Origin of the sequence: uncultured Alistipes sp., assembly GCF_902388705.1 — a bacterium.
Lineage (GTDB): Bacteria > Bacteroidota > Bacteroidia > Bacteroidales > Rikenellaceae > Alistipes.
Window position 1 is genome coordinate 1 of record NZ_CABMQJ010000002.1, and the last position, 22,862, is coordinate 22,862.

At 59.3% G+C, this 22,862-nt stretch carries 20 protein-coding genes; 9 read left to right on the top strand and 11 right to left on the bottom strand.

From position 1 onward, the window contains the following. Window positions 1-358: 358 nt before the first annotated feature. The gene (locus tag QZT71_RS00840) at window positions 359-1,282 is read left to right on the top strand and encodes a DMT family transporter (protein WP_295911217.1); all 924 of its coding nucleotides are present in this window, start codon (window positions 359-361) and stop codon (window positions 1,280-1,282) included. A gap of 60 nt (window positions 1,283-1,342) precedes the next feature. Here QZT71_RS00840 and QZT71_RS00845 read toward each other — a convergent pair whose 3' ends face one another. From QZT71_RS00845 to QZT71_RS00855, 3 genes are all read right to left on the bottom strand, one after another. Next, the gene (locus tag QZT71_RS00845; protein ID WP_295911219.1) at window positions 1,343-1,648 is read right to left on the bottom strand and encodes a DUF4491 family protein; all 306 of its coding nucleotides are present in this window, start codon (window positions 1,646-1,648) and stop codon (window positions 1,343-1,345) included. An 88-nt stretch (window positions 1,649-1,736) separates the two neighbouring features. Continuing rightward, window positions 1,737-3,089, bottom strand: a complete 1,353-nt coding sequence (locus QZT71_RS00850) for a DcaP family trimeric outer membrane transporter (protein ID WP_295911220.1) — start codon at window positions 3,087-3,089, stop codon at window positions 1,737-1,739. A 22-nt stretch (window positions 3,090-3,111) separates the two neighbouring features. Continuing rightward, complete coding sequence (locus tag QZT71_RS00855; protein WP_295911222.1) at window positions 3,112-3,735, bottom strand: hypothetical protein; 624 nt, start codon at window positions 3,733-3,735, stop codon at window positions 3,112-3,114. A gap of 17 nt (window positions 3,736-3,752) precedes the next feature. Between QZT71_RS00855 and QZT71_RS00860 the strand changes: the two genes are divergently transcribed. The 7 genes from QZT71_RS00860 (at window position 3,753) to QZT71_RS00890 (ending at window position 11,450) form a co-directional block, all read left to right on the top strand. Then, the gene (locus QZT71_RS00860) at window positions 3,753-4,919 is read left to right on the top strand and encodes a metallophosphoesterase (protein WP_295911224.1); all 1,167 of its coding nucleotides are present in this window, start codon (window positions 3,753-3,755) and stop codon (window positions 4,917-4,919) included. After that, window positions 4,910-5,986: a dihydrofolate reductase family protein gene (locus QZT71_RS00865; RefSeq protein WP_295911226.1), complete on the top strand. Its 1,077-nt coding sequence runs from the start codon at window positions 4,910-4,912 to the stop codon at window positions 5,984-5,986. The genes QZT71_RS00860 and QZT71_RS00865 overlap by 10 nt, the downstream gene beginning before the upstream one ends. A gap of 110 nt (window positions 5,987-6,096) precedes the next feature. Continuing rightward, window positions 6,097-7,551 (top strand): TolC family protein, encoded by a 1,455-nt coding sequence (locus QZT71_RS00870; protein ID WP_295911227.1) that lies wholly within the window; start codon window positions 6,097-6,099, stop codon window positions 7,549-7,551. Window positions 7,552-7,565: 14 nt separating this feature from the next. Then, a complete protein-coding gene (locus QZT71_RS00875) occupies window positions 7,566-8,555 on the top strand; it encodes an efflux RND transporter periplasmic adaptor subunit (protein WP_295911229.1) in 990 nt (329 codons plus the stop codon). A gap of 9 nt (window positions 8,556-8,564) precedes the next feature. Next, window positions 8,565-9,743: an ABC transporter permease gene (locus QZT71_RS00880; RefSeq protein WP_295911231.1), complete on the top strand. Its 1,179-nt coding sequence runs from the start codon at window positions 8,565-8,567 to the stop codon at window positions 9,741-9,743. A 1-nt stretch (window position 9,744) separates the two neighbouring features. Then, window positions 9,745-10,968, top strand: a complete 1,224-nt coding sequence (locus QZT71_RS00885; protein ID WP_295911232.1) for an ABC transporter permease — start codon at window positions 9,745-9,747, stop codon at window positions 10,966-10,968. Continuing rightward, a complete protein-coding gene (locus tag QZT71_RS00890) occupies window positions 10,968-11,450 on the top strand; it encodes a VOC family protein (protein WP_295911233.1) in 483 nt (160 codons plus the stop codon). The genes QZT71_RS00885 and QZT71_RS00890 overlap by 1 nt, the downstream gene beginning before the upstream one ends. A 179-nt stretch (window positions 11,451-11,629) precedes the next feature. Here the strand turns inward: QZT71_RS00890 and QZT71_RS00895 are convergent, their stop codons facing one another. From QZT71_RS00895 to mazG, 7 genes are all read right to left on the bottom strand, one after another. After that, entirely contained in the window at window positions 11,630-14,584 is a 2,955-nt protein-coding gene (locus QZT71_RS00895) for an outer membrane beta-barrel protein (protein WP_295911235.1), read from the bottom strand. Window positions 14,585-14,739: 155 nt separating this feature from the next. After that, window positions 14,740-15,171: a DUF4890 domain-containing protein gene (locus tag QZT71_RS00900; protein WP_295911237.1), complete on the bottom strand. Its 432-nt coding sequence runs from the start codon at window positions 15,169-15,171 to the stop codon at window positions 14,740-14,742. 129 nt (window positions 15,172-15,300) lie between these two features. Further along, on the bottom strand, window positions 15,301-16,062 hold the full coding sequence (locus QZT71_RS00905) for a LytTR family DNA-binding domain-containing protein (protein WP_295911452.1): 762 nt from the start codon (window positions 16,060-16,062) through the stop codon (window positions 15,301-15,303). Beyond that, window positions 16,062-17,366 (bottom strand): sensor histidine kinase, encoded by a 1,305-nt coding sequence (locus QZT71_RS00910; RefSeq protein ID WP_295911238.1) that lies wholly within the window; start codon window positions 17,364-17,366, stop codon window positions 16,062-16,064. Before QZT71_RS00910 ends, QZT71_RS00905 begins: the two co-directional genes overlap by 1 nt. Window positions 17,367-17,372: 6 nt before the next feature. After that, complete coding sequence (locus QZT71_RS00915) at window positions 17,373-17,903, bottom strand: gamma carbonic anhydrase family protein (protein WP_295911239.1); 531 nt, start codon at window positions 17,901-17,903, stop codon at window positions 17,373-17,375. Between the two features lie 5 nt (window positions 17,904-17,908). Further along, the gene (locus QZT71_RS00920; protein WP_295911240.1) at window positions 17,909-19,120 is read right to left on the bottom strand and encodes an aspartyl protease family protein; all 1,212 of its coding nucleotides are present in this window, start codon (window positions 19,118-19,120) and stop codon (window positions 17,909-17,911) included. Between the two features lie 4 nt (window positions 19,121-19,124). Beyond that, window positions 19,125-19,901 (bottom strand): nucleoside triphosphate pyrophosphohydrolase, encoded by a 777-nt coding sequence (mazG, locus tag QZT71_RS00925; protein ID WP_295911241.1) that lies wholly within the window; start codon window positions 19,899-19,901, stop codon window positions 19,125-19,127. An 81-nt stretch (window positions 19,902-19,982) separates the two neighbouring features. Here mazG and QZT71_RS00930 point away from each other — a divergent pair, with 81 nt between their 5' ends. Further along, window positions 19,983-22,142: a family 20 glycosylhydrolase gene (locus QZT71_RS00930; RefSeq protein ID WP_295911242.1), complete on the top strand. Its 2,160-nt coding sequence runs from the start codon at window positions 19,983-19,985 to the stop codon at window positions 22,140-22,142. A 12-nt stretch (window positions 22,143-22,154) separates the two neighbouring features. Here QZT71_RS00930 and QZT71_RS00935 read toward each other — a convergent pair whose 3' ends face one another. Next, window positions 22,155-22,841, bottom strand: a complete 687-nt coding sequence (locus QZT71_RS00935; protein WP_295911244.1) for a lysoplasmalogenase — start codon at window positions 22,839-22,841, stop codon at window positions 22,155-22,157. Window positions 22,842-22,862: the final 21 nt, after the last annotated feature.

Here is a 22,862-nt window from a genome sequence, read left to right on the forward strand (position 1 = left end):
GGCAGCGGACGCTCCGCGTCGGGGCGCCGGGCCGGCACACAGAACGCCGCGGCCAGCAGGGCCCACGGAAGGATATGTCGCAGCGACATTTTCATATGCAGGTTCAAAGTTAACTTTCCCGGCGCTAAAATCCAAAAAGTGCACTATATTTGCCGCCCGGAACCGCGAAGCACGGTTTTTGCCGTCATCCTGCCATCATGCACCGGCCCGGGCAACCCGCAGCGGCGTTCCGGATTTAGTCCGGAGCTCGCCATTCCGGCATCATCCGGCCGTACGGCGGCAACGTCGGGAAGCAGCGGAGCAACAAACGCATACACGCGGCTGCGGCCGCCGTCGATGCGATAAACGTCAAGATACTATGCGCAACATCAGGGGAGTCAAGGGAGTCATATACGCCATCGTTTCATCGGCCACTTTCGGGCTGATACCGCTGTTCTCGATACCGCTGCTGCATGCGGGTATGGCCTCGCCGGCCATCCTTTTCTACCGCATGCTGCTCTCGGCGGTCATCATGGCGGCCGTAGCCCTGCTCACAGGACGGAATTTCCGCATCTCGTGGCGCGACTTCGGCGTGCTGGCGGGTTTGAGCCTGATGTACGCAGCCACGGCGCTGGGGCTGCTGCGCTCGTACGACTACATCCCGAGCGGCGTGGCAACCACCGTCAACTTCCTCTACCCGCTGGTCGTAACCATCGTCATGACGCTCTTTTTCCGCGAGCGCAGCTCGGTGTGGATTGTCATCGCCATTTTCATCTCGCTCGTCGGCGTGGCCCTGCTGGCATGGGGCGATGCGGGCAGCCGCGACCCCGGACGGGGCCTCGCCTATGCGGGTGCCACGGTGGTGACTTATGCCGTATATATCATAGGAGTGATGAAAAGCCGCGCAGGGCGGCTCGACTCGCTGGTCGTGGCATTCTACGTACTGACCTTCTCGGCGGCGATATTCCTCGTCTATGCGCTTTCGACGTCGGGTATCGGCGTGGTGCACACCTGGCCGACATGGCGCAACCTGTTGCTGCTGGCCCTGCTGCCGACGGTGCTTTCGAACCTCACGCTCGTGCTGGCAATCAAGGAAATCGGGTCGACGATGACCTCGATCCTCGGGTCGATGGAGCCGCTCACGGCAGTCCTCGTCGGGGTAGTCCACTTCGGGGAGCGTTTCGACCTCGATGCCGCGGCCGGGCTCATACTGGTCGTCACCGCCGTGATTATCGTCATCCTGCAAACCCGCCATACGCCGCCCGCACCTCCGGCCGACATTCCCACGCAGCCGCAGGAATAAGCCGGCTGCCGCTCTGCACTCCGTATTTCCGCCGCCGGCAAACCGGCGACAGCCGCCCTTTTACGCCCTGCGTTTCGGATTGGCCGGAAACCACCCCTTGGCGACGCGCGCGCGCTGTTCGAACAATTCGCCGATCGACCAGAGCGACGAGGCGCCCCAGACGGCCAGCAGCGTCGACCACAGGATATGCCGCACGGCGACCGAGGCTGCGATGGCCGCAACGCCCATGATGAGGAACACCCACCAGCAGCGCACGCCGAAATAATACTCGCCTTTGACGACGAGCGGATGGAACAGCCCGATAATCAAAAACGTCGCCACGCCGATTACCAGCCCCGTAAGGTTATATTCCGTAAGAAATTCCATAGCACACGATTTTAGTGTTTTGCCAAAGATACGAAAAAAGGACGGTTCCCGGGGAAACCGCCCATAAGAAATACCCTAACAAGTATCGTCAGAAGCTATACTGCAGCATCACGTTCACACGGTTGGCGTGGTTCTTCATGCTGTTCATGTCCTTGCGCGAACCGTAAAGGTACTCGCCGGCCACCTTGCAGCGCGGGGTCAGCGAATAGAAAATGTTGCCGAAGATATACTGTCCCTGCTTGTACTGGTCGGCCGTATAGTAACCCTCACTGCGCTGCACGCGCACCGTTGAGTAACCGCCCGACACGAACAGGCGCGGGGTGAGGTTGATCTGGCCTGCGGCCTGCACGCCCCACATCGGCATCATGCGCACGAGCATCGGATTCTTCGGATTGGGCGTAAAGTCGAGGCCCGAACCCGTCAGATCCTGGATGTACGGGGTGATGCCCTCGCCGTAGACGCCGTTCATGAACATGCGGAACCAGTTGCAGCATTTGATCGTACCGCTCAACTGCACGCCCCAGCCCAGCAACGACGTGTTGGATTCTTTCGACACCTTGTACATGTACGGATTGCGCAGGACGGCCGATGCACGGAGGTGGCTGCTGCGGTCGGCGCCCCAGGCAACCTGCAGGTACATCGGGAAGTCGGGTACACGCTGGTGCAGTTCCTTGAAATTCTCGCCGTAGGTGGCGCTGACGCTCGGCAACTCGGCGGCGACGCCGAATGTCATGTGCTTGCGGGCGAATTCGACCTCGTAGCGAATCAATGTCGCAAAATTGAAGTTATAGGCGTTCGGGCCCTGGAAGTCGATGGTCGTGGGGGCGGCCGACAGGTCGCAGAACGTGGTTACGTCGCGGCCGAGGGTCAGTCCCTTGAACGATACGTAGGCCGAACGCAGACGGGGCGTGTAGCTGCCCTCGGCACCGCCGCGGAAGTCGGCGTCCATGTAAATCACCACGCGGCCCAGCGCACGGGTGTTGGTGATTGCCTTCAAGAACAGACGCGAAGTCGAGGCGTCCATCATCAGCTTCTGTTTCGAATTGTAGTTGCCCGGAACGGGTATATCGTAGGGCACGAAATCGATGTTGTCGACGATGCCGTCGAAATCATAACCGGCGCGCAGTGCGACGAAACCGCCCATCGAAAAGGAGAACTTGTTGTTCTTCGATGCAAATACGAACTGGGGTTTCTCGGTTTGCTGGAAACCGGGGCGGTGCGTTTCGATGTAGTCCTGCGTGGCGTTGTCCATAGCCAGACGATTGAGCGCCGCGGCCTGCCGGGCCCCGCAGCCGCAGTTGTAAATCGTATCCACCTCATGCACGGATATAAGGTAGACCGTAGGCGAATACTCGCCGTCGCGGCCCTGGCCGCGAAGATGCTGGGCGGAAGCGGAAGATGCAAGGAGCAGGGCCACAATCAAAAGTCGAAATGTTTTCATAAGCCGAATAAAATTTGGTTTTTTAATCAATTTGCTTGGTTCGATAGGATTTGTTTTTGGGACACAGGCAGTTAATATTCACCCCGGGAATTAGCAAGATATATGCCAAAGGAAGTTGCGCGAAATTTGATTTTGAACCGCCGGAACCAATTTTGCAGGGGATAAAACGCATCCCTGTAAATCCGGATGAATCCGGTTTCCCGGTTTTCATTATCTTTGCAGGAAAGATGCCCCGGCACGGGCAGGCAAGGCCCGGCAAAAACCGGAACGGACTTGGCACTGCACCGTCTTTACCGAAAACTGAAATCCGGTTTAGACAGGCGGCGCCCCGGCATAACTCGAGCAAAGCTTGGTTCTGCACTCGGCTTGCACTATCTTTACCGAAAACTGAAATCCGGTTTAGACAGGCGGCGCCTCGGCATAACTCGAGCAAAGCTTGGTTCTGCACTCGGCTTGCACTATCTTTACCGAAAACTGAAATCCGGTTTAGACAGGCGGCGCCTCGGCATAACTCGAGCAAAGCTTGGTTCTGCACTCGGCTTGCACTATCTTTACCGAAAACTGAAATCCGGTTTAGACAGGCGGCGCCTCGGCATAACTCAAGCAAAGCTTGGTTCTGCGCTCGGCTTGCACTATCTTTGTGCATTATTTAAATAAAGGTATATGCTGCTCTGGATTATCACTGCACTGACACTCGCGGCCGTCGCCGCCGACATCATACACTACCGCCGCATGCGGCGCAGGGCCCCGGCCGTACGCCACCGCCTGTTCATCGCGGTAGCAGCCGTGACCGATGCGCTGCCGTTCGCAATCGCGCTGACCGGCCTTTTGAGCCGCGACAACACCACGGCATTCATGACTTTCGCCATGTGGACCTTCTGGGTATGGATGGTTACCGTCCTGCCGCGTATCGCCTGCTATTTCTTTCGCTGGATTCGCCTGCCCCGGGTGGGGGTCGTAGCGGGGATTTGCGTGGCGCTGCTCTTTATCTGGGGCGCGACGGCGGGCCGCACGACGATTCTCGTAAACCGTGTGGAGGTCTGTTCCGACCGCCTGCCTTCAGGGTTCAGCGGCTTCCGTATCGCCCAAATCTCCGATATGCACCTCGGCACCCTCGTCCGGCCCGATGCCGAACTACGGCGCATCGTGGACAGTGTCAACGGCCTGCGTCCCGATTTGATTGTCTTCTGCGGCGATTTGGTCAACGTACGCAGCTCGGAGCTCGACGCCCCTATCATGCGCCTGCTGGGCGGGTTACGGGCCACATACGGCGTGGTGTCGGTTACGGGCAACCACGACGCAGGCCTCTACATCAAGGACAGCATTGCACAACCCTATGAGACGAGCCTCGCCAAGGTGATTGCCCGCCAAAAGGAGATGGGCTGGCGCGTATTGGAAGACACGACCGTCTACCTGCACCGCGGCGGCGACAGCATCTCGCTCACGGGCATCTCGTTCGATCCCGCACTGCGGCACCTGCGCCACGACCCCGACCTGCCGCCCGCCAATCTGGACATCGCCTACCGGGGCGTCCCGGAATCGCTCTATAACATCACGGCCGTGCATATTCCCCAGCTCTGGCCGCAAATCACCGGTGCCGGTTACGGCGACCTGACGCTTTCGGGGCACGTCCACAGCATGCAGATGAAAGTGCGCCTCTTCGGACGGGCGTTTTCCCCGGCTCAACTGCTCTACACACGCTGGAGCGGCCGCTACGACGAGGACGGCCGCACGCTTTACATCAACGACGGCACGGGATATGTGGCCTTCCCGATGCGTGTGGGAGCCTATCCCGAAATCACCCTGATAACTTTGGAACGATGCGAGTAACCCTTTCCGCCGCGGTCACGGCCGACGGCTATATGGACGACGACAGCCCGCGACGGCTGATTATCTCGACACCCGGCGACTGGGAGGCGGTTTACCGCCTGCGGGCCGCACACGACGCCATCCTCGTCGGCGCAGAAACCCTGCGGCGCGACGACCCCTCGCTGCTGCTCCGCGACGAGGCGGTGCGCATGCGCCGTGCACGGGAGGGCCGCCGGCCCGACATCGCGAAAGTCACGCTCACTCACTCGGGCAGGCTGTCGCCGCAGCTGCGGTTCTTTACTGCGGGCGATGCCGATCGTTATGTGTTTTCACAGCGTAATTTACCTGAAATACAAAATCTTGCGAATGTTATATACAGCGAAGCTCCAATCAATGCCAAACACATCGTCACCGAACTGGAAAAACGGGGTGTCGAGCACCTGATGGTCGAAGGAGGAGCGAAAATCCTGCGCATGTTCCTCGACGAGGGGATGGCCGACACATTGCGGCTGGCTGTAAACCCGAACCTGCGGCCCGGCACGAGGGGAGGTGCACGGTTCGAGCCCGGATTGCCGGACAGCATCCCGCACACCCGCGAAATTGTCGACGGCATGGAGGTGACGATTTGGACACTTCATCCCGACACGACAGCCCGGGATTTCGGATTCCTGCAAAGAGCAATCGACGAGGGACGCAAATGCACGCCTGGCCCCACGTCGTATAGCGTAGGAGCTGTCGTGGTTACGGCCGACGGCCGGATATTTGCAGGATACACCCACGAAACCTCGCCTACGCACCACGCCGAACAGGAGGCCATTGCCAAGGCGCTGGCTGCCGGCGCTGCGCTGCGCGGAGCCGCCATGTACTCCTCGATGGAGCCCTGCTCGCAGCGGGCGAGCGAACCCGAAAGCTGTACGCAGCTCATTATCAGGCATGGTTTCGCCCGGGTGGTGTTCGCGCTTTACGAACCGGACTGCTTCGTCTGCTGCCGCGGGGCGCTCACCCTGCGCGAGGCGGGCATCGACGTACGTGTTTATCCTTCGCTGGCAGCGGGAGTGTGGGAGGCCAACGCCCACCTGAAGCGCTGAATCCGTCGCAATTTGTGTCCGTAAGGGCCTAAAATTGGCCTGTTTTTCCGGAAAATCGTGCAACGTATCGAGATAACTTATATATTTGCTCCATAAACGCATTGATTAATATGAAAATAGCAGTCAGAATCGCCCTTACGGCGACGGCACTCGCGACAGTCGTCCAGCTGCCTGCACAACAGGCCAAGCAGACGCTTTCGCTCGACGAAGCGATCGCCGTTACGCTTACGGAGAACCCGGCGATGAAAGCGGCCGATTTCGAAGAGAAGGCCGCGACGCAGGAGCGCCGCGCAGCCATCGGCCTGCGCATGCCCAAAATCAGCGTCACAGGCGCCTATGCTTACCTGGGGAAAGACATCGGTTTCGATTTCAACGAGATGAAAGGCCCCGCCAAAAACCTTGCGGGGCAGATCCTCGGCAGCGGGCTCGTGCCCCCCGAAATGATTCCCTCGATCAACGGGCTGCTCAATCCGCTGATGAATGCCGACTGGTTCCTCAAGGTACAGGATCAGAGCCTCGGCTTCGTGGGCGGCGAAGTGACGATGCCCATCTGGCTGGGCGGCAAGATAAACGCCGCCAACCGGGCTGCGAGAATCAACGAGCGCACGGCCGTGGAGCAGGGTAACCAGACCCGCAATGCGCTGATCTCGGAACTCGTGGAGCGCTACTTCGGACTGGCGCTCGCCACGCAGGTCGTCGAGGTGCGCCAGCAGGTGGTCGACGGCGTGCGCCGCCACCTGGAAGACGCCGTGGCCCTCGAAAAGAACGGCATGATTGCCCAGAGCGAACGCCTCTATGTCGAATTCAAGATGGCTGAAGCCGAACGCGAGTTGGCGAATGCCAAATTGCAGGCCGAAACCATCGCCAGCGCCCTGAACAACACGCTGGGCCGCGAAAACGATTGGCAGCCCGTCACGGCGATGTTCATCGTCGAGCGCATCGAGGAACTGGAATATTACCAGGATCTCGCACAGGATCGCAACCCGCTGCTCAACCAGGTGTCGCTCAAGCGCCAGCTGGCCGAGGAGGGCGTGCGCGTCCAGCGCGCCGACTTCCTGCCGCAGGTGGCGGCCATCGGCGGCGGCTCGTTCTACAATTACCAGGTTTCGGGCATCGTGCCCCGCTGGGCGGTGGGCGTGGGTGTCAACATCAAGATTTTCGACGGCCTGAACCGCGAATACAAATATTCGGCGGCCAAACAGACGGTACGGCGCGTCGGGGCCCTGCAGAACAAGGCGGGCAAGGACATCTCGGTACTGGTCGAAAAACTCTACAACCAGATGATGAACTACCGCAACCAGATGACCTCGATCGATGCGTCGCTGAACTTCGCCGAGGAGTACCTCCGCATGAAGAACGCCGCATTCCTCGAGGGCATGAGCTCTTCCACAGATTTGATTGACGCCGAGCTGAACCTCGCCGGAGTGCGCACCGAGCGCCTGCAGGCAGCCTACCACTTCGATTTGCTGCTGGCGCAGCTGCTCGAAGCCGCCGGCATCAGCGACGAATTTTCGGCCTATGCGCGCCGCGCCGACGCCCGGCCTGTCCTGTTCGATAAAAAGTAAAAAAATAAAACCATATGAAGCGAAGCAACATTATCGGAATCATCGCGGCCGCAGTGATTATCATCGTATCGGTCGTACTGATCAGTTGGTACCTCAAGCGCACGACCCCGACGCTGATCCAGGGCACGGTCGAGTGCACGACCTACAAAGCCTCGTCGAAAGTCCCGGGCCGCATCGACGACATGAAAGTGGCGCAGGGCGACCGCGTGGAGAAAGGACAACTGCTCTACACGCTCTCGACGCCCGAACTGGAGGCCAAACTCCAGCAGGCCGAGGCGGTCAAAAGCGCGGCTTCAGCACTGGATCAGGCGGCTATCGCCGGCGCACGTATCCAGCAGATCGAAGCGGCCCTGAACATGTGGGAAAAGGCACAGGCCGGCCTGGAACTGGCCCGCAAGACTTTCGAGCGCGTGAAAAACCTCTACGACCAGGGGGTGGTCCCGGAACAGAAACTCGACGAAGCGTCGGCCAACTACAAGGCGATGGAGGCCACCGCACTGGCTGCAAAGGCACAGTACAACCTGGCGTCGGACGGAGCCCGCAAAGAGGATAAGGAGGCCGCAGCGGCCCGTGTCCGCCAGGCCGAGGGCGCCGTCAGCGAGGTCGAATCCTACATCGGCGACGCCATGGTCTATTCGCCCGTGACGGGTGAGATTTCGACCATCATCGCCGAGCAGGGCGAACTCGTGGGCAGCGGTTATCCCGTCGTGGCGATTCTCGACTTGAGCGACGTCTGGGTGACGTTCAACATCAAGGAAACGCTGCTCCCGGCCATCGCAGTCGGCACCCGCATGAGCGGTTACGTCCCGGCGCTGGCGCAGGACGTCGAGTTCGAAGTGACCTATATCTCCGCGCAGGCCGATTTCGCAACGTGGGCCGCAACGCGCACGCAGGGCGGTTTCGACATCCGCACCTTTGCCGTGAAAGCCAAACCCACGACCCACGTCGACAACATACGTCCGGGCATGAGCGTGCTCGTGGACTGGGACAAAATCGAGAAGTAGGAGCGAACGATGCTGGATTTCCTGCGCAATACATGGGCCGTACTCCGGCGGGAACTGATGCGACTGACGCACCAGCCGATGTACTTCGTGCTGATGCTCGTGCTGCCCGTGGTGTCTTTCGCGTTCTTCGCCCTGCTGTTCAACAAGGGCGTGGCGCGCGACATCCCGATTGCCGTGCAGGACGAAGACCACACCACGCTCTCACGCAAGGTCACGCAGATGATCGACGACACCCCGACGGCGCTGGTGGCCTACGAAATACAGAACATGGACGAAGGCGAACGGCTGATGCGCGAGGGCAAAATCATGGCCATCGTGCAAATTCCGTCGTTCTTCGAGAAAAACATCCTGAGCAACAGCCAGACGCACATCGAGAACTACATTTCGGGAACGAACATCACGGTCAACGGACTGCTGTCGAAAGACATCCAGACGGCCGTGACGACTTTCTCGAGCGGCATCCAGATACAGCTCTTCACCAAACAGGGACTTACCGAACGGCAGGCTATGGCACAGCTGATGCCCGTACGGTTCAACAGGCACGTATTGTTCAATCCTTATATAAATTACGGCTATTACCTCTCGCCGAGCTTCATGCCGATGATGCTGCTTATCTTCATCGTCATGGTGACCGTTTTCGCCATCGGCACCGAGCTCAAGCACGCCACGGCGCGCGAATGGCTCGGCACGGCCGACGGCTCGGTCGGCGCGGCGCTCGCAGGCAAGATACTGCCCGTCACGGTCATCATGTTCCTCATGTCGCTGGTGATGTTCCTGATTATCTTCAAAGTCGTTGGCGTGCCGCTCAACGGCAGCCTGACGGTCATCCTCGTAAGTACGCTGCTCTTTATTTTGAGCTACCAGGCCATTGCGGTGTTCATCGTTTCGCTGCTCTCGAACCTGCGCCTGTCGCTCTCGATAGGCGGTGGCTATTCGGTGCTGGCGTTCACGTTCTCGGGGCTCACGTTCCCGATTATGGCCATGTGGCCCGCCATGCAGTATTTGAGCAAGCTGTTCCCGTTCACCTACTACACCGACATCTTCGTCGACCAGATGCTGCGGGGCGCCCCCGCGGTCTATTCGCTGCCCGACATGGCTTACATGTCATTATTCATTGTCTTACCGCTCCTCTGCCTGCCGCGCCTGCGGACGATTTGCACGGAGGAAAAATATTGGGGGAGGTTATAGTATGAGTAGGTTCACACACCAGGTAGCCTCTTACTGGCAGCAGATGCTGTCGGTCATGCGCAACGAATTCCGTTCGATTTTCACCGATGCGGGCGTCGTGCTCATTCTGGTTCTCGCGCTGATTATCTACGCCACGGTCTACTCGTTGGCTTACGGCCCACAGGTGCTCCGCAACGTACCGATAGGCGTTATCGACGAATGCCGCACCCCGACCAGCCGCAGCCTGATCGAAACATTCAATGCCGGGCCCAACACCTACGTGGCTTACAACCCGACGAACATGGAGGAGGCCAGGGAACTGTTCTTCGGCCGCAAGATATACGGCATCGTTTACATTCCTTCGGACTACGAGAAGAACCTGCTCGGTGGCTCGCAGGCCAATGTGGCGATTTATGTCGACGCAAGCTACTTCCTGATGTACCGGCAGGTGTTCCAGGAGGTCGTGACCTCGATCGGCACCACGGGCGCCATGGTCGAATTCCAGCGCCTGATTGCCAAGGGGGCCGACATTCCGCAGGCGCAGGCCACCTCGCAGCCGGTTATCTACCAGTCGCACAACCTGTTCAACCCCTATCTGGGCTACGGCACGTTCGTGATGCCCGCCATCATCATGGTCATCATCCAGCAGACGATGCTTATCGGCATCGGCATGATCGGCGGCACATGGCGCGAGTTCGGACTCTACCGCAAACTATGTCCGTCCAACCGCAAACGCATGTCCACGCTGCCCATCGTGATGGGCAAGGCGCTGGTCTACGGCATGATTTACGCCGTGACGACTTTCTATATCCTCGGACTGCACTACCGACTGTTCCACTTCCCGATGAACGGCGCGACGAGCACCATTCTGGTGTTCATGCTGGTATACCTGGCCGCCTGCATCTTCCTCGGCATCGCCATCTCCACGCTGTTCCGCTACCGCGAAAATTCGCTGCTGCTGTTGCTGTGGACTTCGATTCCGCTGCTGATGTTGAGCGGCGTATCCTATCCCCGCGAGGGTATTCCCGACTGGCTGTTCAACTTCGGGCAAATATTCCCCAGCAGCCACGGCGTTGATGCGTTTATCCGCATCCAGACCATGGGGGCCTCGCTCTCCGAAGTGCTGCCCGAAATCCGGATGCTCTGCATCCTTACGCTTATCTACGGCGGCCTCGCCTGCATCGGCATCCACTTCGTAATCGACCGCGCAGCCAAGGATACACCCGTTAAAAGCCTGAAAAAATAATGCATATCGAATTCCAGGCGCCCCTGATTGCCGTCCAGGACGTCGAGCGCTCGAAGCGCTTCTACTGCGGGCTGTTCGACCAACAGATCGTATCGGATTTCGGGGAGAATGTCACGTTCAGCGGCGGCTTCGCCATACAGGAGAAATTCGCATGGCTTACGGGCCTCGCGGAGGATTCCGTGCGCAGCCGCCCGCACAACATGGAGCTGTATTTCGAAACGGACGACCTCGACGCATTCATGCAGCGGCTCGGGGAGTATCCCGAGCACGTCGAACTGCTGCACGCGCCCCGCAAATACGACTGGCAGCAGTGCGTCGTACGTCTCTACGATCCCGACGGCCATATCATCGAAGTGGGTGAGGCGATGGAAGTCGTCATAAGGCGGTGCCTTGCCGAGGGACACACGGCAGAGGAAACCGCCGCACTCACCCAGCATCCCCTGAAACTCGTGCTGCGCGTCCGGGACGAAGCGGCGAAATAGCCCTGCACACCCTGACGACACGATTTGCGCAGCATTTTTCGGCCGGCACCGGCAACAACGATTGTGCGACATGCAGAACTGAAACGCCATCCCGGCAACGCGCCGGATATTCGCAAAAAAAGACACCGGGCATTTGCCTGGTGTCTTTTTCATATCCGAAGCCGAATCCGGCCGCAGCGTTATCTCGGACCGTGGAAAACTCCCGGAGGAGGGCCGCCCGGGCCGCCGGGCCCCATGCGGCGCGCACCGGAGGGCTGCGCCACGCCGTCGTAATCCTTGATGTTCTTCGAGCCTTTTTTGCCGAAGCGGCGCAGGTTGTAGGTGAACTGCACCATGTAGTAGCGGCCGATCACGCTGTTGGTCGAGTTCTGCGTCCAGCCCGAACCCGTCGAACGCGCGAAAGCCTTGTTCTGGTTGAAGATGTCGTTTACACCGACCATAACCTCGCCCCGCTTGTTCTTGAAGACTTTCTTGCCGATCCAGGCGTTGCAGAGCAGGTACGAGTCGTCGTAATCGTTCGTAAAGCCGATATACTGCGTGTAGGCCACGCTGCCCGTAAAGGTGAAGCCCAGCGGGAAGACGAACTTCATGTTTCCCTGCGCCGTGTGGTTGAAATACCGGTTCTTCGCACCGGCCTCGCCCAGCGAGTTGGTCGCTTCGTTGTAGGTTCCGTTCCACGAGAGGGTGAAGTCCACATTCTCGGAGATGTTGCTGCCCAGCACCGTACGGAAATCGTATCCCATGTTTTTGGTGTCGTTGCGGTCGCCGCCGGTGATGAACCCGTTGCCGTCGACCGTGCCGCCGAGCATGCTCGGCGTCAGCGAGTAGCTGACACCCGCCATCACGTTGAAGTTGCTCTTGAGGAACCCGATGGGGAAACCGTAGCTCAAATGCGTGCGCAGGTTCCAGTAACCGTCGAGATTCACGGGCGTGGAGTAGTAGTTCGGCGTATACTGGTCGCCGCCGAGGGTTATCGTCCCGGGATTCGCAACCAGGTGCGTGGCGTTGTAGTCCGAGGTGTTCTGCATCGAGAACATCCACATGAACGTACGGCCTTTCTCCACGTTGGAATTCACGTAGTGGAAGTTGATTCGGTGGCTGTACGACGGGTTCAGGTCGGGGTTACCCTTGGTGATGTTCTGTGCATTCGACACGTCGGCGACATTCTGCAGGTCGGTGATCGACGGATTGTCGGTATAGGAGGAAACGAACAGGCGCAGCGAATTTTCACGGTTGATGTTCAGCTGGCCCATCATGAAATAGGTCACGTTGTTGTACGAATGCTTGATTTTGTCGGCATCGTCCCGCACGACCTGTCCGTCGAGCGTCGCACGCTGGTAATAGACGTTCGCCACGAACGTATTGCGCTCTTTCGAGTAGCGGAAGCCGGGGCCGGCGCTCTGCGTCAGGTAACCGCTCTTGTAGGAGTTCGAAAGCGAGGGGTCGGGAACGAGTCCGCCTGTCGAATAATCCGCTCCGGTGATGTACGATTTCTTGTCGCGCTCCTGATAATCGTACGAGGCGCGGTATTGGAGGCTCACCTGTGCGTACTTCGCCACGGGCTCCGTGTAGGTGAACTGCCCGCGCAGGCGGTAACTGCTCGACGGCGCGAGGTTGCGCAGGTAGCGCAGGTCGGTATATCCGTCGGGATCCCATTCGCCCGTTTCGGGGTCGATCGTGGGGCGTACCTGCGAAATTTTCAGGATGTTCGAATAGGAATTCGAATTGTTGGTGTTGTCCGAGTAGTTGACGTTGCCGTCGAGCGTAATCGTACGGCCGTCTTTTCCGAGTTTCGCCCGGTACACGGCGTTGGTGCGGATGTTGTAGCCGTGGCGCAGGCCGTCGTTGAAGTTGTCGGTGCGGCTGTATCCGCTCTCGCCGAACTGCCAGCCCTGCGTGGTGCTCAACGGGTCGTTCGACTGGTAGCTGAAACTCGGGCGTATCATCAGGTTCTGGTTGTCCGAAATCTTCCACTCCAGACGGCCGTTGAAACGGTGGTTGTAGGACTCCGTATCGGAATAGCCGCGCGTCGAAAGGGTATCCACGGGCATCGGCGATTCGTACCACTTATCGACCGTCGAACGGTTCTTCGTATCGGTGTTATTGAAGAAATAACTGCCCTGGAACGATACTTGGTCGCGTTTTCCCCATGTATCGGAGTAGTTGATGCCGATGGCGTTCACCGATGCCACACCGCTCTGCGGGCGCACCATATACTGGCCTACGCCGCCTCGGCGGCCGCCGCCCGAGCCCGAAACGCCGAGGATGTCCTCGAACGAGAAATTCTGCTGGTTGACGTTGTTGAACAGGCCGATGACCGATATGCGGCTGCTTCCGCTGAAGATATTGGCATTACCGCCTACGACGTACTTGTTTTTCGCCTCGGTCTTGGTATCGGCATCGTAGCCGTATCCGGCATACAGTTTTCCGAACTGTCCCTGGCGCATATTGGCGTGCGTGACGATATTCAGGGCCTTATATCCCTCACCGTCGTCCATGCCCGAGAATTCGGCCGCGTCGCTCAACTTGTTGTAGACCTCGACACGGTCGACAGCCTGTGCCGGCAGCGACTTGATGGCCGTGGTCACGTCCTCGCCGAAAAACTCCTTGCCGTCGACGAATACTTTCTTGATCGCTTCGCCCTGCGCTTCGACCGTGCCGTCGGAGACCGTGATACCCGGCATCTTCTTGAGCAGTCCCTCGACATCGGCGTCGTCGGTGACTTTGAAAGCCCCGGCGTTATAACTTACCGTATCGCCTTTCTGCGAAGTACGCAGCGCCTTGGCCTCCTTGACGACGGTTTCGATCTGCACGCCCGGCTTGAGCTGTATCGTGCCGATATTCTGTTTGGCCGCAGCTACCTTGAACGTCATCTCGGCGTTGTTGTAGCCGAGGAAAGAGACGACGAGCGTGTAGTCGCCGTATGCCAGCGAGGGAATCGACACGGCGCCCTTGTAGCCGGAGGTGAAATATTTCTTGTTGTCCGGGGCATTCACCGGAGCGACCTCCAGCACGGCACCGGCAACGCTTTCGCCGGTCTCGGCGTCCGTGACGGTACCCGTGACCGTCCCCTTCTGGGCAAAGGCCGCGACCGCGAACAGCGTGAATAAAGTTGAGAGTAGTAGCCGTTTCATCTTTTATTTTCGATACTTCCGTTTTTTAATTTTGCGCATGCGAAGATAGCTTTTTTATCGCGGATTTCGGCCCGCACCGGGGCGAATCGGCAAAAAAAGGGTGCCAGTCGACCAACCGGCACCCCGACTGTAACAAACCGGTTATTTACCTAACCTCACTTCTTCCCTTTCTTGTCCTTTCCGGTACCCGGCCTGTCACATTGCTTTGCGCCGCAACACGTTCCGTCTTTCATCTGCGGGCCGCGTTGCATGCCGGGTTTCGGGCCCTGCATCTGCTGCCACTGCTCGTATTGCTCCGTGGTCAGGATTTTCTTCATCTTCTCGGCCTGCGCCTTGCGGGCCGCGCGCATCTGCTCGTGCTGCGCCTGCATATTCTTAATTTCCTGCAGGTTGAGCTCGTACAACTGCTTCGACTGATTCTCGTCGAGGTTCAGTTTTTCGACCATGCGGTCGGTTTTGCGCTGGGCCATCTGCTCGGCCGTGGGACGCTCTTTCATCCGGGGGGCCCGTTTCGAATCCTGTGCAAAAGCGCTTGTGCCCGCCAGCAGGCAGAGGGCCATTGCAACCGCAAAAATTCTCTTTTTCATAGTTTTAAGATTTATGTTATCCGTTCATCGAATGGATTTCGACTCCCGTTGCTAATGCAAAGGTAGGGCCAATCCGGTACCGGCAGTACCGAAGTGCGGGTCAAACGGCTGAACGACGGGGCGAACCGGCTATTCGGCGGGTTGAACGGACGTGAGCCACGATTTGAATTCGGGGACGCGGGCTTTGGAAATAACGATGCGCTCGGGGATTTCGACCGTCAGGTGGAGCGACAGGCGGCTTCCGAACCATACGGTAATCTCTTTCACGGCGCGGCGGGCGACGATGAACTGGCGGTTGGCGCGGAAGAAATCGGCCTCGGGCAGCACGGCCTGCAGCGCCTCGAGCGTTTTGTCGAGCGGATAGGTGGCGCCGTCGAACGTGCAGGCCGTCACCTTTTCATTGGAGGTATAGCAGTAGGCAATCTCCTCGCGTTTGAGCGGGATAATCTTGTCGCGGACATGTACGAGGAATGTCTGTTCGCGGTGCGATGCGGCCATCGTACGCACGCGGGAACCGTAGTCGCTCCGTTCGCTGCTCGACAGGCGGTCGAGTTTGTGCAGCGCCCGCTGCACGTCGGCGCTGTTGATCGGCTTGAGCAGGTAATCGATACTGTTGACCTTGAACGCCTCGAGCGCGTATTGGTCGTAAGCCGTCGTAAAGATTACGGGAGCCGTAACCTCCACGGCGCTGAAGATGCGGAACGAGTCGCCGTCGGCCAGGTGGATGTCCATGAACAGCAGGTCGGGCTGGGGATTCGCACGGAGCCACTCAACGCTCTCTTCGACGCTTTCGAGCGTTTCGACGATCTCCATGCCGGGCGCCACCTGTTTCAGGATGGCTTTCAGGTTCAGCGCAGCGGCTGTTTCGTCCTCGATAATCAGTGCTTTCATCATACGGCGGGGTTCTGTAACGGCATGCGCACGACGAATTCCCTGTCGGAATCGACAATCTCGATGTCGCGGCCGGTGATGAGGTGCCAGCGGTTGCGCAGGTTCTCGAGGCCGATGCCCGTCGAAGGTTCGGGCTCGAGTTTGGGCACCTTGGGATTGGCTACGACCAGCCACCCGTTTTCGGTGCGAATCGAGATATGGAACGGCTTGCTGCGGGTTATCGTATTGTGCTTGACCGCATTGCCCACCAACGGCTGCAGCGAGAGCGCCGGAAGCGTCCATGTGCGGTACTTGTCGTCGACGTCGATGTCGAAAAAGAGTTTGTCGGCATAGCGTATCTTGAAGAGGTAGCTGTATGCCTCGATGAATTTCAGCTCCTCGTCGAGCGTCATCAGCGTGCTCTGTCCGTTCTGGATGATGTAGCGGAACGTATAGGAGAGCTGGTCGATGTAAACGAGCGCCTTTTCGTCGTGCTTCTCCCGCACGAGCATCGCCAGCGAGTTGAGCGAATTGAAAAAGAAGTGGGGGTTAATCTGCCCCACGAGCATGTTGTAGCGGGTCGTGAGGTTCTCGTTCTTGAGCCGTTCGTTCTCCATGACGACGGCCTGCTGCTTGGAGTTGAGCACGTATACCCAGCCGTAGAGCATCGACACGGCCACGGCGAACGAACACTTCAGCAGCAGCATGTAGTCGAAAATATGGTCGCCCATGAAATTCAGCATGATACGGCCCGTGCGCCACTCCGAAACCGGCGCGACCATATACAGCGCCGTGGCGGCCAGCACGCACCACATGCAGTGGCGGACGAAACGCCCCGGGGTGTACCTGTGGCGGACGGAGGTGAGAATCGAAAGCATGATAAACGAAACGACCAGGTAATAGAACAACTGCAATGTCAGCTCCGTCGCTTTCGAAGGCCGGTTGAAAAGCGTACTGTAATCGAACTCCTCGCCGTTGCGGATGCGCAGTTCGTTCATCACCGGATGGGCGCCGTAACGGCGCGGCGCCACCAGGTCGACGACCAGCCGGTCGCCGTCCTCCAGTCCGAGCCTCCGCAGACGCTGCATCATCACATAGACGCTGTCGCCGTTTTCGTAGACGATGTAACCGTGGCCGTCGGGGCTCACCCGCAGCGTTCCCTCTTCAGCGCGCGCGACGACGCTCGCCTTGGCCGGACGCGGCTGGCTGTCGCCCCGTTGCTCGACAATCAGCAGCAGCACATAGGAGAAATTGACGACCAGCGTGATAGCCAAAGCTACCAGCACGTTGAGAATCAGGTCCGAATATTTCGACTGCGGCGCCATATCGCGTTACTCTTCCTTATACCACGACGCGTACAGCATATAGTCGTGGGCCGTACGGCGGATAATCTCCTCCCGCTGTTCGGGAGTCACCTCCTTGACTTTCCGGGCCGGGACGCCGGCATAAACCGAGTTGGGCTCCAACTTGGCGTTCGAAAGCACCAGCGCATTGGCCGCGATGATGCACCCCGACGGGATGACGGCGTTGTCCAGCAGGGTAGCGCCCATACCGATCAGGCAGTTGTCGCCGATGACGGCGCCGTGGACAATGGCGTTGTGGCCCACCGACACGTCGTTGCCGATAATGGTCTGCGACGGATGCTGCGCCTTGTCGTAAATCGTGTGGAGCACCACGCCGTCCTGAATATTCGTCCGGTCGCCGATGACAATCTTGTTTACGTCGCCGCGCAGGACGGCGTTGTACCAGATCGAGCAGTCGCGTCCGATTGTCACGTCGCCCAGAATGACGGCCGTTTCGGCCAGGAACGTATTTTCTCCGATTGCGGGAGTATGTCCCCGCACCTCTTTAATCAATGCCATATTCGTTATAAAATTTCTTTGGTTTCAAATATATGTTCCGTGCGCGTACCGTTGCGCAGCACCTCCATGCGGTGACGTCCCGGCACATAGGCCGCACTGTCGATGCACAAATTCCCGACCGGCACGCCGTCCCATGTGGCGACCACGTCGCCCGGCTGCAATCCCGCCGGGGCGTATTCCCCGTAAAGTCCCGTCACAGGCCATCCTTCGCAGATGTCCGTGCGGTCAATCACCGAAAACCCGGATACGACGAACGGAAACGGGGCTTCGCAGCCGACGGCCGGCCGGAGCCAGAGCGCAGGAGCGGCGAAGTCGATAACGAAATCGAAACGCTCCAGCAGCCTGTTGCCGATTAGTCCGGCAATATCCTCGCGCGCCAGGAATCCCGACATGTTCCGCGACACTTCGACGGGAACCTCCGCAAACGTCCGCTCCCCGAGCGTCACCGAGCCGGCCCGGCAGTATAGGTGGTTCGCGCTGCCGCCGATTCCTCCCGAAACCGTGCCGTATGCGACCTTTTTGCCCGCGCAGCCGTCGAATCCCGCACGGCGTGCCGCCGGGGTGGTGATGCTCACCGTTCCGGGACTTCCCATGTCGAGCAGGAATTTACCCTCGACCGTATGCGCGGAATCGAGTTGCACGCGCACGGGAACGTATAAGCGGTCGCTCTGCTTTTCGGCCGGAATCCGGGTGAATCCCGCCGACGCGAGCGTATCGGGCAGCACGGCACGAAGGTAACCGCGCTTGAGGTTGAACTCCACGCAGGCCTGCGCCAGGTATTGCTGGCCGAAAATACCGTCCGCACGTCGCCCCAGCACCTCTTTTAGGGCAAGTACAGGCGTCATTTGGCTTTGCCAGCGCAGGGTGTCGACACCGAACGGAATCTTCCCGAAAAGCACGCGAACCGACGAGGTCGCATTTCCGGCGCCTCCGATCCGGGCCCTCGTGTCGCCGGCCGGAACGAATCCGGACTGTGCGAGCCACAGCGAATCGACGTACAATCCCGTCGCTCCCGTGTCGAATACCAGCCGGGCGGGAAGCGAATCGCAGAGCGTTGCATCGAAGTACAGGTGCCTGCCATTATAATGGAAAGCGACCGCATCTTCCGGAAGCGGTTCGGGAGCGGGCACATCCGTTTGCTGCGGCCCCCTGCCGCTGCAGGAAGCCAGTAACATGCCCGCCAGGGCCGCCGATACGAACGACAGCGACAGCTTCATCGTCTTATTCCCCTTTTTTCGCTTCCTGCCAGAGTTCCTCCATCTGCTCGAGCGAAAGTTCATGCAGCGAATGCCCCTCGGCCGCAGCCTGTTCCTCCATGTAATTGAAGCGGCGGATGAACTTCTTGTTCGTGCGTTCCAACGCCGATTCCGGGTCGATGCCGTACAGCCGCGAAGCGTTGACCAGCGCAAAGAACAAATCGCCGAATTCGGCTTCGAGGTTCGCCTTGTCGCCCGAGCGCATCTCCGCCTCGACTTCCGCAATCTCCTCTTTCACCTTGTCCCACACATCCTCGCGCCTGTGCCAGTCGAACCCCGTGGAGGCCGCTTTCTCGCCCACGCGAAACGCCTTGACCAGTGCAGGAAGCGAACGGGGCACGCCGCCCAGCGTACCGCTTTTGCGGTTCTTCTTGCGGAGTTTCAGCGCCTCCCAGTTCTCCTTCACCTCGTCGGGCGTATTGGCATGGATGTCGCCGTAAACGTGCGGGTGGCGGTATACCAGTTTATCGCACAGGGCGTTTGCCACATCCGCATAGTCGAACGCCCCCTGCTCCTCGCCCAGTTTGGAATAGAATACCACGTGCAGCAACAGGTCGCCCAGCTCCTCCTTGATACCCTCCATATTGTGGTCGGTGATTGCATCGGCCAGCTCGTAAGTTTCCTCGATCGTGTTGCTGCGCAGCGAATCGAAAGTCTGCTCACGGTCCCACGGACACTCGCGTCGCAGCGTGTTCATCACTTCGAGCAGGCGGGCCGTGGCCTCCAATCGTTTATCTTCCATCGTTTTGACTTAATTTTACAGCAAAGGTAGCAATTCAGCGGAAAAAAAGTAACTTTGTCCGAAACAAAATTCCGCATCGCCATGAAACTGCGACACCTGATACTCCTCACAGGAGCGCTCTGCACTCTTTCTCCCGCCGTTGCACAGCCGTCGCCGGCACGACAGGAACCCTGTCCCGGCACCTGCCGCATCACCCCGCAGACAATGCTCTGTTACGAAACACCGCTGGCGCCCCTGGCCGACTACCTGCGCGAATACATCAACGTTCCAAAGGCCAGCGACAGTATGTCGGCCGACGAAGCGATTGTGCTTTCGCTCGACCCGGCGCTCGGCAGCGAAGCCTATAGCCTCCATATACGGCCGCATCGCATCGAAATTGCCGGCGGCGACTACGGCGGCGCTTTCAACGGCGTACAGGCCCTGTTCCGGCTGCTGCCGCCCGAAGTCTACGCCGGGCAGCTGAAACTGCCCGCGGAAATCGCCTGCACCAAAGCGGAGGACGCACCGCGTTTCCCGTACCGGGGCATGATGCTGGACGTGGCCCGGACATGGATTGATGCAGCTGGAATAAAGCGTTATATAAACCTGCTATCACACCACGGCATCAACAAATTACACCTCCATCTTTCGGACGACGAAGGGTGGCGTATCGAGATTAAATCGCATCCCGAGCTGACCGAAATCGGCGGTTTTCGCGGCGGCGATTCGCCCGTGCGTCCGGTTTACGGCAAGTGGGACGAAAAATACGGCGGCTACTACACACAGCAGCAGATGGGCGAGATAATCCGCTACGCCGCAGTCCGCAATGTCGAAATCATTCCCGAAATAGACCTCCCGGGGCACAGCCGCAACATCGCCTCGGTGCATCCCGAAATCCGCTGCAACTATCCGCCCGACACGGTTTCGACCAACGGCTACGACTACCGCTCGGCGTGGTGCGTGGCCCGCGAGGCCAATTACGCACTGCTGTCCGACATTCTGGGCGAAGTGTGCGCGCTGTTCCCGTCGGAATATATTCATGTCGGCGGCGACGAGGTCGACATGACCCAGTGGAAGAGCTGCCCCGACTGCCGGGCGCTGATGCAAAGGCGGGGCATGACCGACCCGCACCAGTTGGAGGATCTGTTCATGGAGCGCATGGCGGCCATACTGGCGGCCAACGGCAAGCGCCCGGGGGTGTGGAACGAAGCGGTAAGGACGGGCAGCCTGGCGCACGACTGCCGGGTCTACGGCTGGGAGAGCGTCAAAGCCTGCCTCGACGCCACGGCAAAAGGCTACCAGACGGTGGTGATGCCGGGCCAGTACTTCTATTTCGACATGCGGCAGACGCCGCACGAGGACGGCCACGACTGGGCGGCGATTTTCGACGCCAGGAAGACCTACGGATTCGACTTCGCGGCCCAGGGGTTCAGCGCCGGGCAGATGCGCCACGTCGTCGGACTCGAAGGGACGTTTTTCAGCGAGGCTTATGTGTCGCATGAACCCGAGAAGCCCGATTACCTCGACTACATGTGTTTTCCGCGCATCTGCGCCCTGTCGCGCATCGCATGGAGCGGGAACGACGAAGGGTGGGAAGCCTATTACAAGGAACTGGTTTCGGCGCATTACGACCGCATGGCCGCCATGGGCATCCGTTTCCGGCTCTTCCCGCCGAAAGTAAACTACCGGGAGGGTGCTTTCACGGCAACGGCCGACGACGGTTCGGAAATATATTACCTCGTGGGCGATTCGCCCGAAGAGCACCGCTACACCCGACCGGTGAAGACGGACAAGCCGCATCTGTACCGGTTCTTCACCCGCTACAAGAGCGGCCGCAGCCCCCTTGTCGCGGACAAATCCTATTACCGCACGATAACGCCTGCCGTGACCATCACCACATCGATGGGGGAGAGCAAACAATTCCCCTGCACGAACGCCTCCGGTTACAAGGGACTCTCCCGGACACGCCGCGCATGCCGCCAGCAGGACTGGGTGCTCTACATGTTCGAACAACCCGTGAAATGCCGCGAAATGTACCTGCAAACGGGCAACCGCCAACTGCCCAAGACCATCATAACCACAGGTTATGCCGAAGTGTCGTACGACGGCACTACGTTCGAACGGGTGGGCGATCTCGAAAAGGGCAGTATAACCCTGAAGCCGGAACGGCCGGTGCAGGCCGTGCGTATCGTATCGACCTGCGACGACAACGGCACGCCCTATGTGACGATCCAGCCGCCACAGGTGAAACCCGTTCTGTAAGGGATACGGCAATCAGGCGCCGCGGCCCGGGGACGCGTCCGGCGTAACGGATTTTCCGCAGCCCGGCGTGCGGGCAACAGCCGATTCGACTGCGAAACGGTAAAACAGGTACTGCGCCAGATAGTAGGTAATCATCACGACGTATGTGCGGCCGGGAACGGGCGCAACGAAGCGCCCCCATGCAATCACGGAGTCGGAAAAGACGAACAGCAGGGCCGCGCACCGGAACCATGCGGCATGCGGCCCGCAGTACTGGAGCACGCTGTATAACATTCCCGCAATCACCAGCCCGTAGATACCGACGCCGAATCGTTCGACCGGATCGACGGCACGGGGCACGATAACACCGAACAGGAACACGAACAACACCCCGATGAGCACAACTGAAAAAGCGCGGGGCATATAGTCCTTTGCCCGGGGCAGGAAGTAGCGCATGTAGGCGCCGTGCGCCAAGGCGAAAAACAGCATCTGCGGAATGAACAGCCCCTTTGCCCCCACTGCATCCCCGGCCGCCGACAACAGGAGTGCGGCCCCGATCGGAACCAGCTGCCGCTGCCGGAGCCGGAAAACCGACAACGCCAGCAGCAGCACAGGCCATGCGACCTTGTACGGAAGCGCCGCGGCCTTTATGAAGAACACGGCAACGCCCGCCGCGAAAAGCAGGGTAGTCAGGGTCGATATGCGGGAAGTACGATGCATCGTTTCGGGAAAAACCGCTTC

Bases quoted from the DNA above. Each gene is read 5' to 3' on its own strand.
- QZT71_RS00845 (WP_295911219.1), bottom strand. From the start codon at position 1,648: ATGGAATTTCTTACGGAATATAACCTTACGGGGCTGGTAATCGGCGTG.
- QZT71_RS00855 (WP_295911222.1), bottom strand. From the start codon at position 3,735: ATGCACAAAGATAGTGCAAGCCGAGCGCAGAACCAAGCTTTGCTTGAG.
- QZT71_RS00870 (WP_295911227.1), top strand. From the start codon at position 6,097: ATGAAAATAGCAGTCAGAATCGCCCTTACGGCGACGGCACTCGCGACA.
- QZT71_RS00885 (WP_295911232.1), top strand. From the start codon at position 9,745: ATGAGTAGGTTCACACACCAGGTAGCCTCTTACTGGCAGCAGATGCTG.
- mazG (WP_295911241.1), bottom strand. From the start codon at position 19,901: ATGGAAGATAAACGATTGGAGGCCACGGCCCGCCTGCTCGAAGTGATG.
- QZT71_RS00915 (WP_295911239.1), bottom strand. From the start codon at position 17,903: ATGGCATTGATTAAAGAGGTGCGGGGACATACTCCCGCAATCGGAGAA.
- QZT71_RS00880 (WP_295911231.1), top strand. From the start codon at position 8,565: ATGCTGGATTTCCTGCGCAATACATGGGCCGTACTCCGGCGGGAACTG.
- QZT71_RS00895 (WP_295911235.1), bottom strand. From the start codon at position 14,584: ATGAAACGGCTACTACTCTCAACTTTATTCACGCTGTTCGCGGTCGCG.
- QZT71_RS00875 (WP_295911229.1), top strand. From the start codon at position 7,566: ATGAAGCGAAGCAACATTATCGGAATCATCGCGGCCGCAGTGATTATC.
- QZT71_RS00930 (WP_295911242.1), top strand. From the start codon at position 19,983: ATGAAACTGCGACACCTGATACTCCTCACAGGAGCGCTCTGCACTCTT.
- QZT71_RS00840 (WP_295911217.1), top strand. From the start codon at position 359: ATGCGCAACATCAGGGGAGTCAAGGGAGTCATATACGCCATCGTTTCA.
- QZT71_RS00905 (WP_295911452.1), bottom strand. From the start codon at position 16,062: ATGAAAGCACTGATTATCGAGGACGAAACAGCCGCTGCGCTGAACCTG.
- QZT71_RS00900 (WP_295911237.1), bottom strand. From the start codon at position 15,171: ATGAAAAAGAGAATTTTTGCGGTTGCAATGGCCCTCTGCCTGCTGGCG.
- QZT71_RS00890 (WP_295911233.1), top strand. From the start codon at position 10,968: ATGCATATCGAATTCCAGGCGCCCCTGATTGCCGTCCAGGACGTCGAG.
- QZT71_RS00860 (WP_295911224.1), top strand. From the start codon at position 3,753: ATGCTGCTCTGGATTATCACTGCACTGACACTCGCGGCCGTCGCCGCC.
- QZT71_RS00850 (WP_295911220.1), bottom strand. From the start codon at position 3,089: ATGAAAACATTTCGACTTTTGATTGTGGCCCTGCTCCTTGCATCTTCC.
- QZT71_RS00865 (WP_295911226.1), top strand. From the start codon at position 4,910: ATGCGAGTAACCCTTTCCGCCGCGGTCACGGCCGACGGCTATATGGAC.
- QZT71_RS00935 (WP_295911244.1), bottom strand. From the start codon at position 22,841: ATGCATCGTACTTCCCGCATATCGACCCTGACTACCCTGCTTTTCGCG.
- QZT71_RS00920 (WP_295911240.1), bottom strand. From the start codon at position 19,120: ATGAAGCTGTCGCTGTCGTTCGTATCGGCGGCCCTGGCGGGCATGTTA.
- QZT71_RS00910 (WP_295911238.1), bottom strand. From the start codon at position 17,366: ATGGCGCCGCAGTCGAAATATTCGGACCTGATTCTCAACGTGCTGGTA.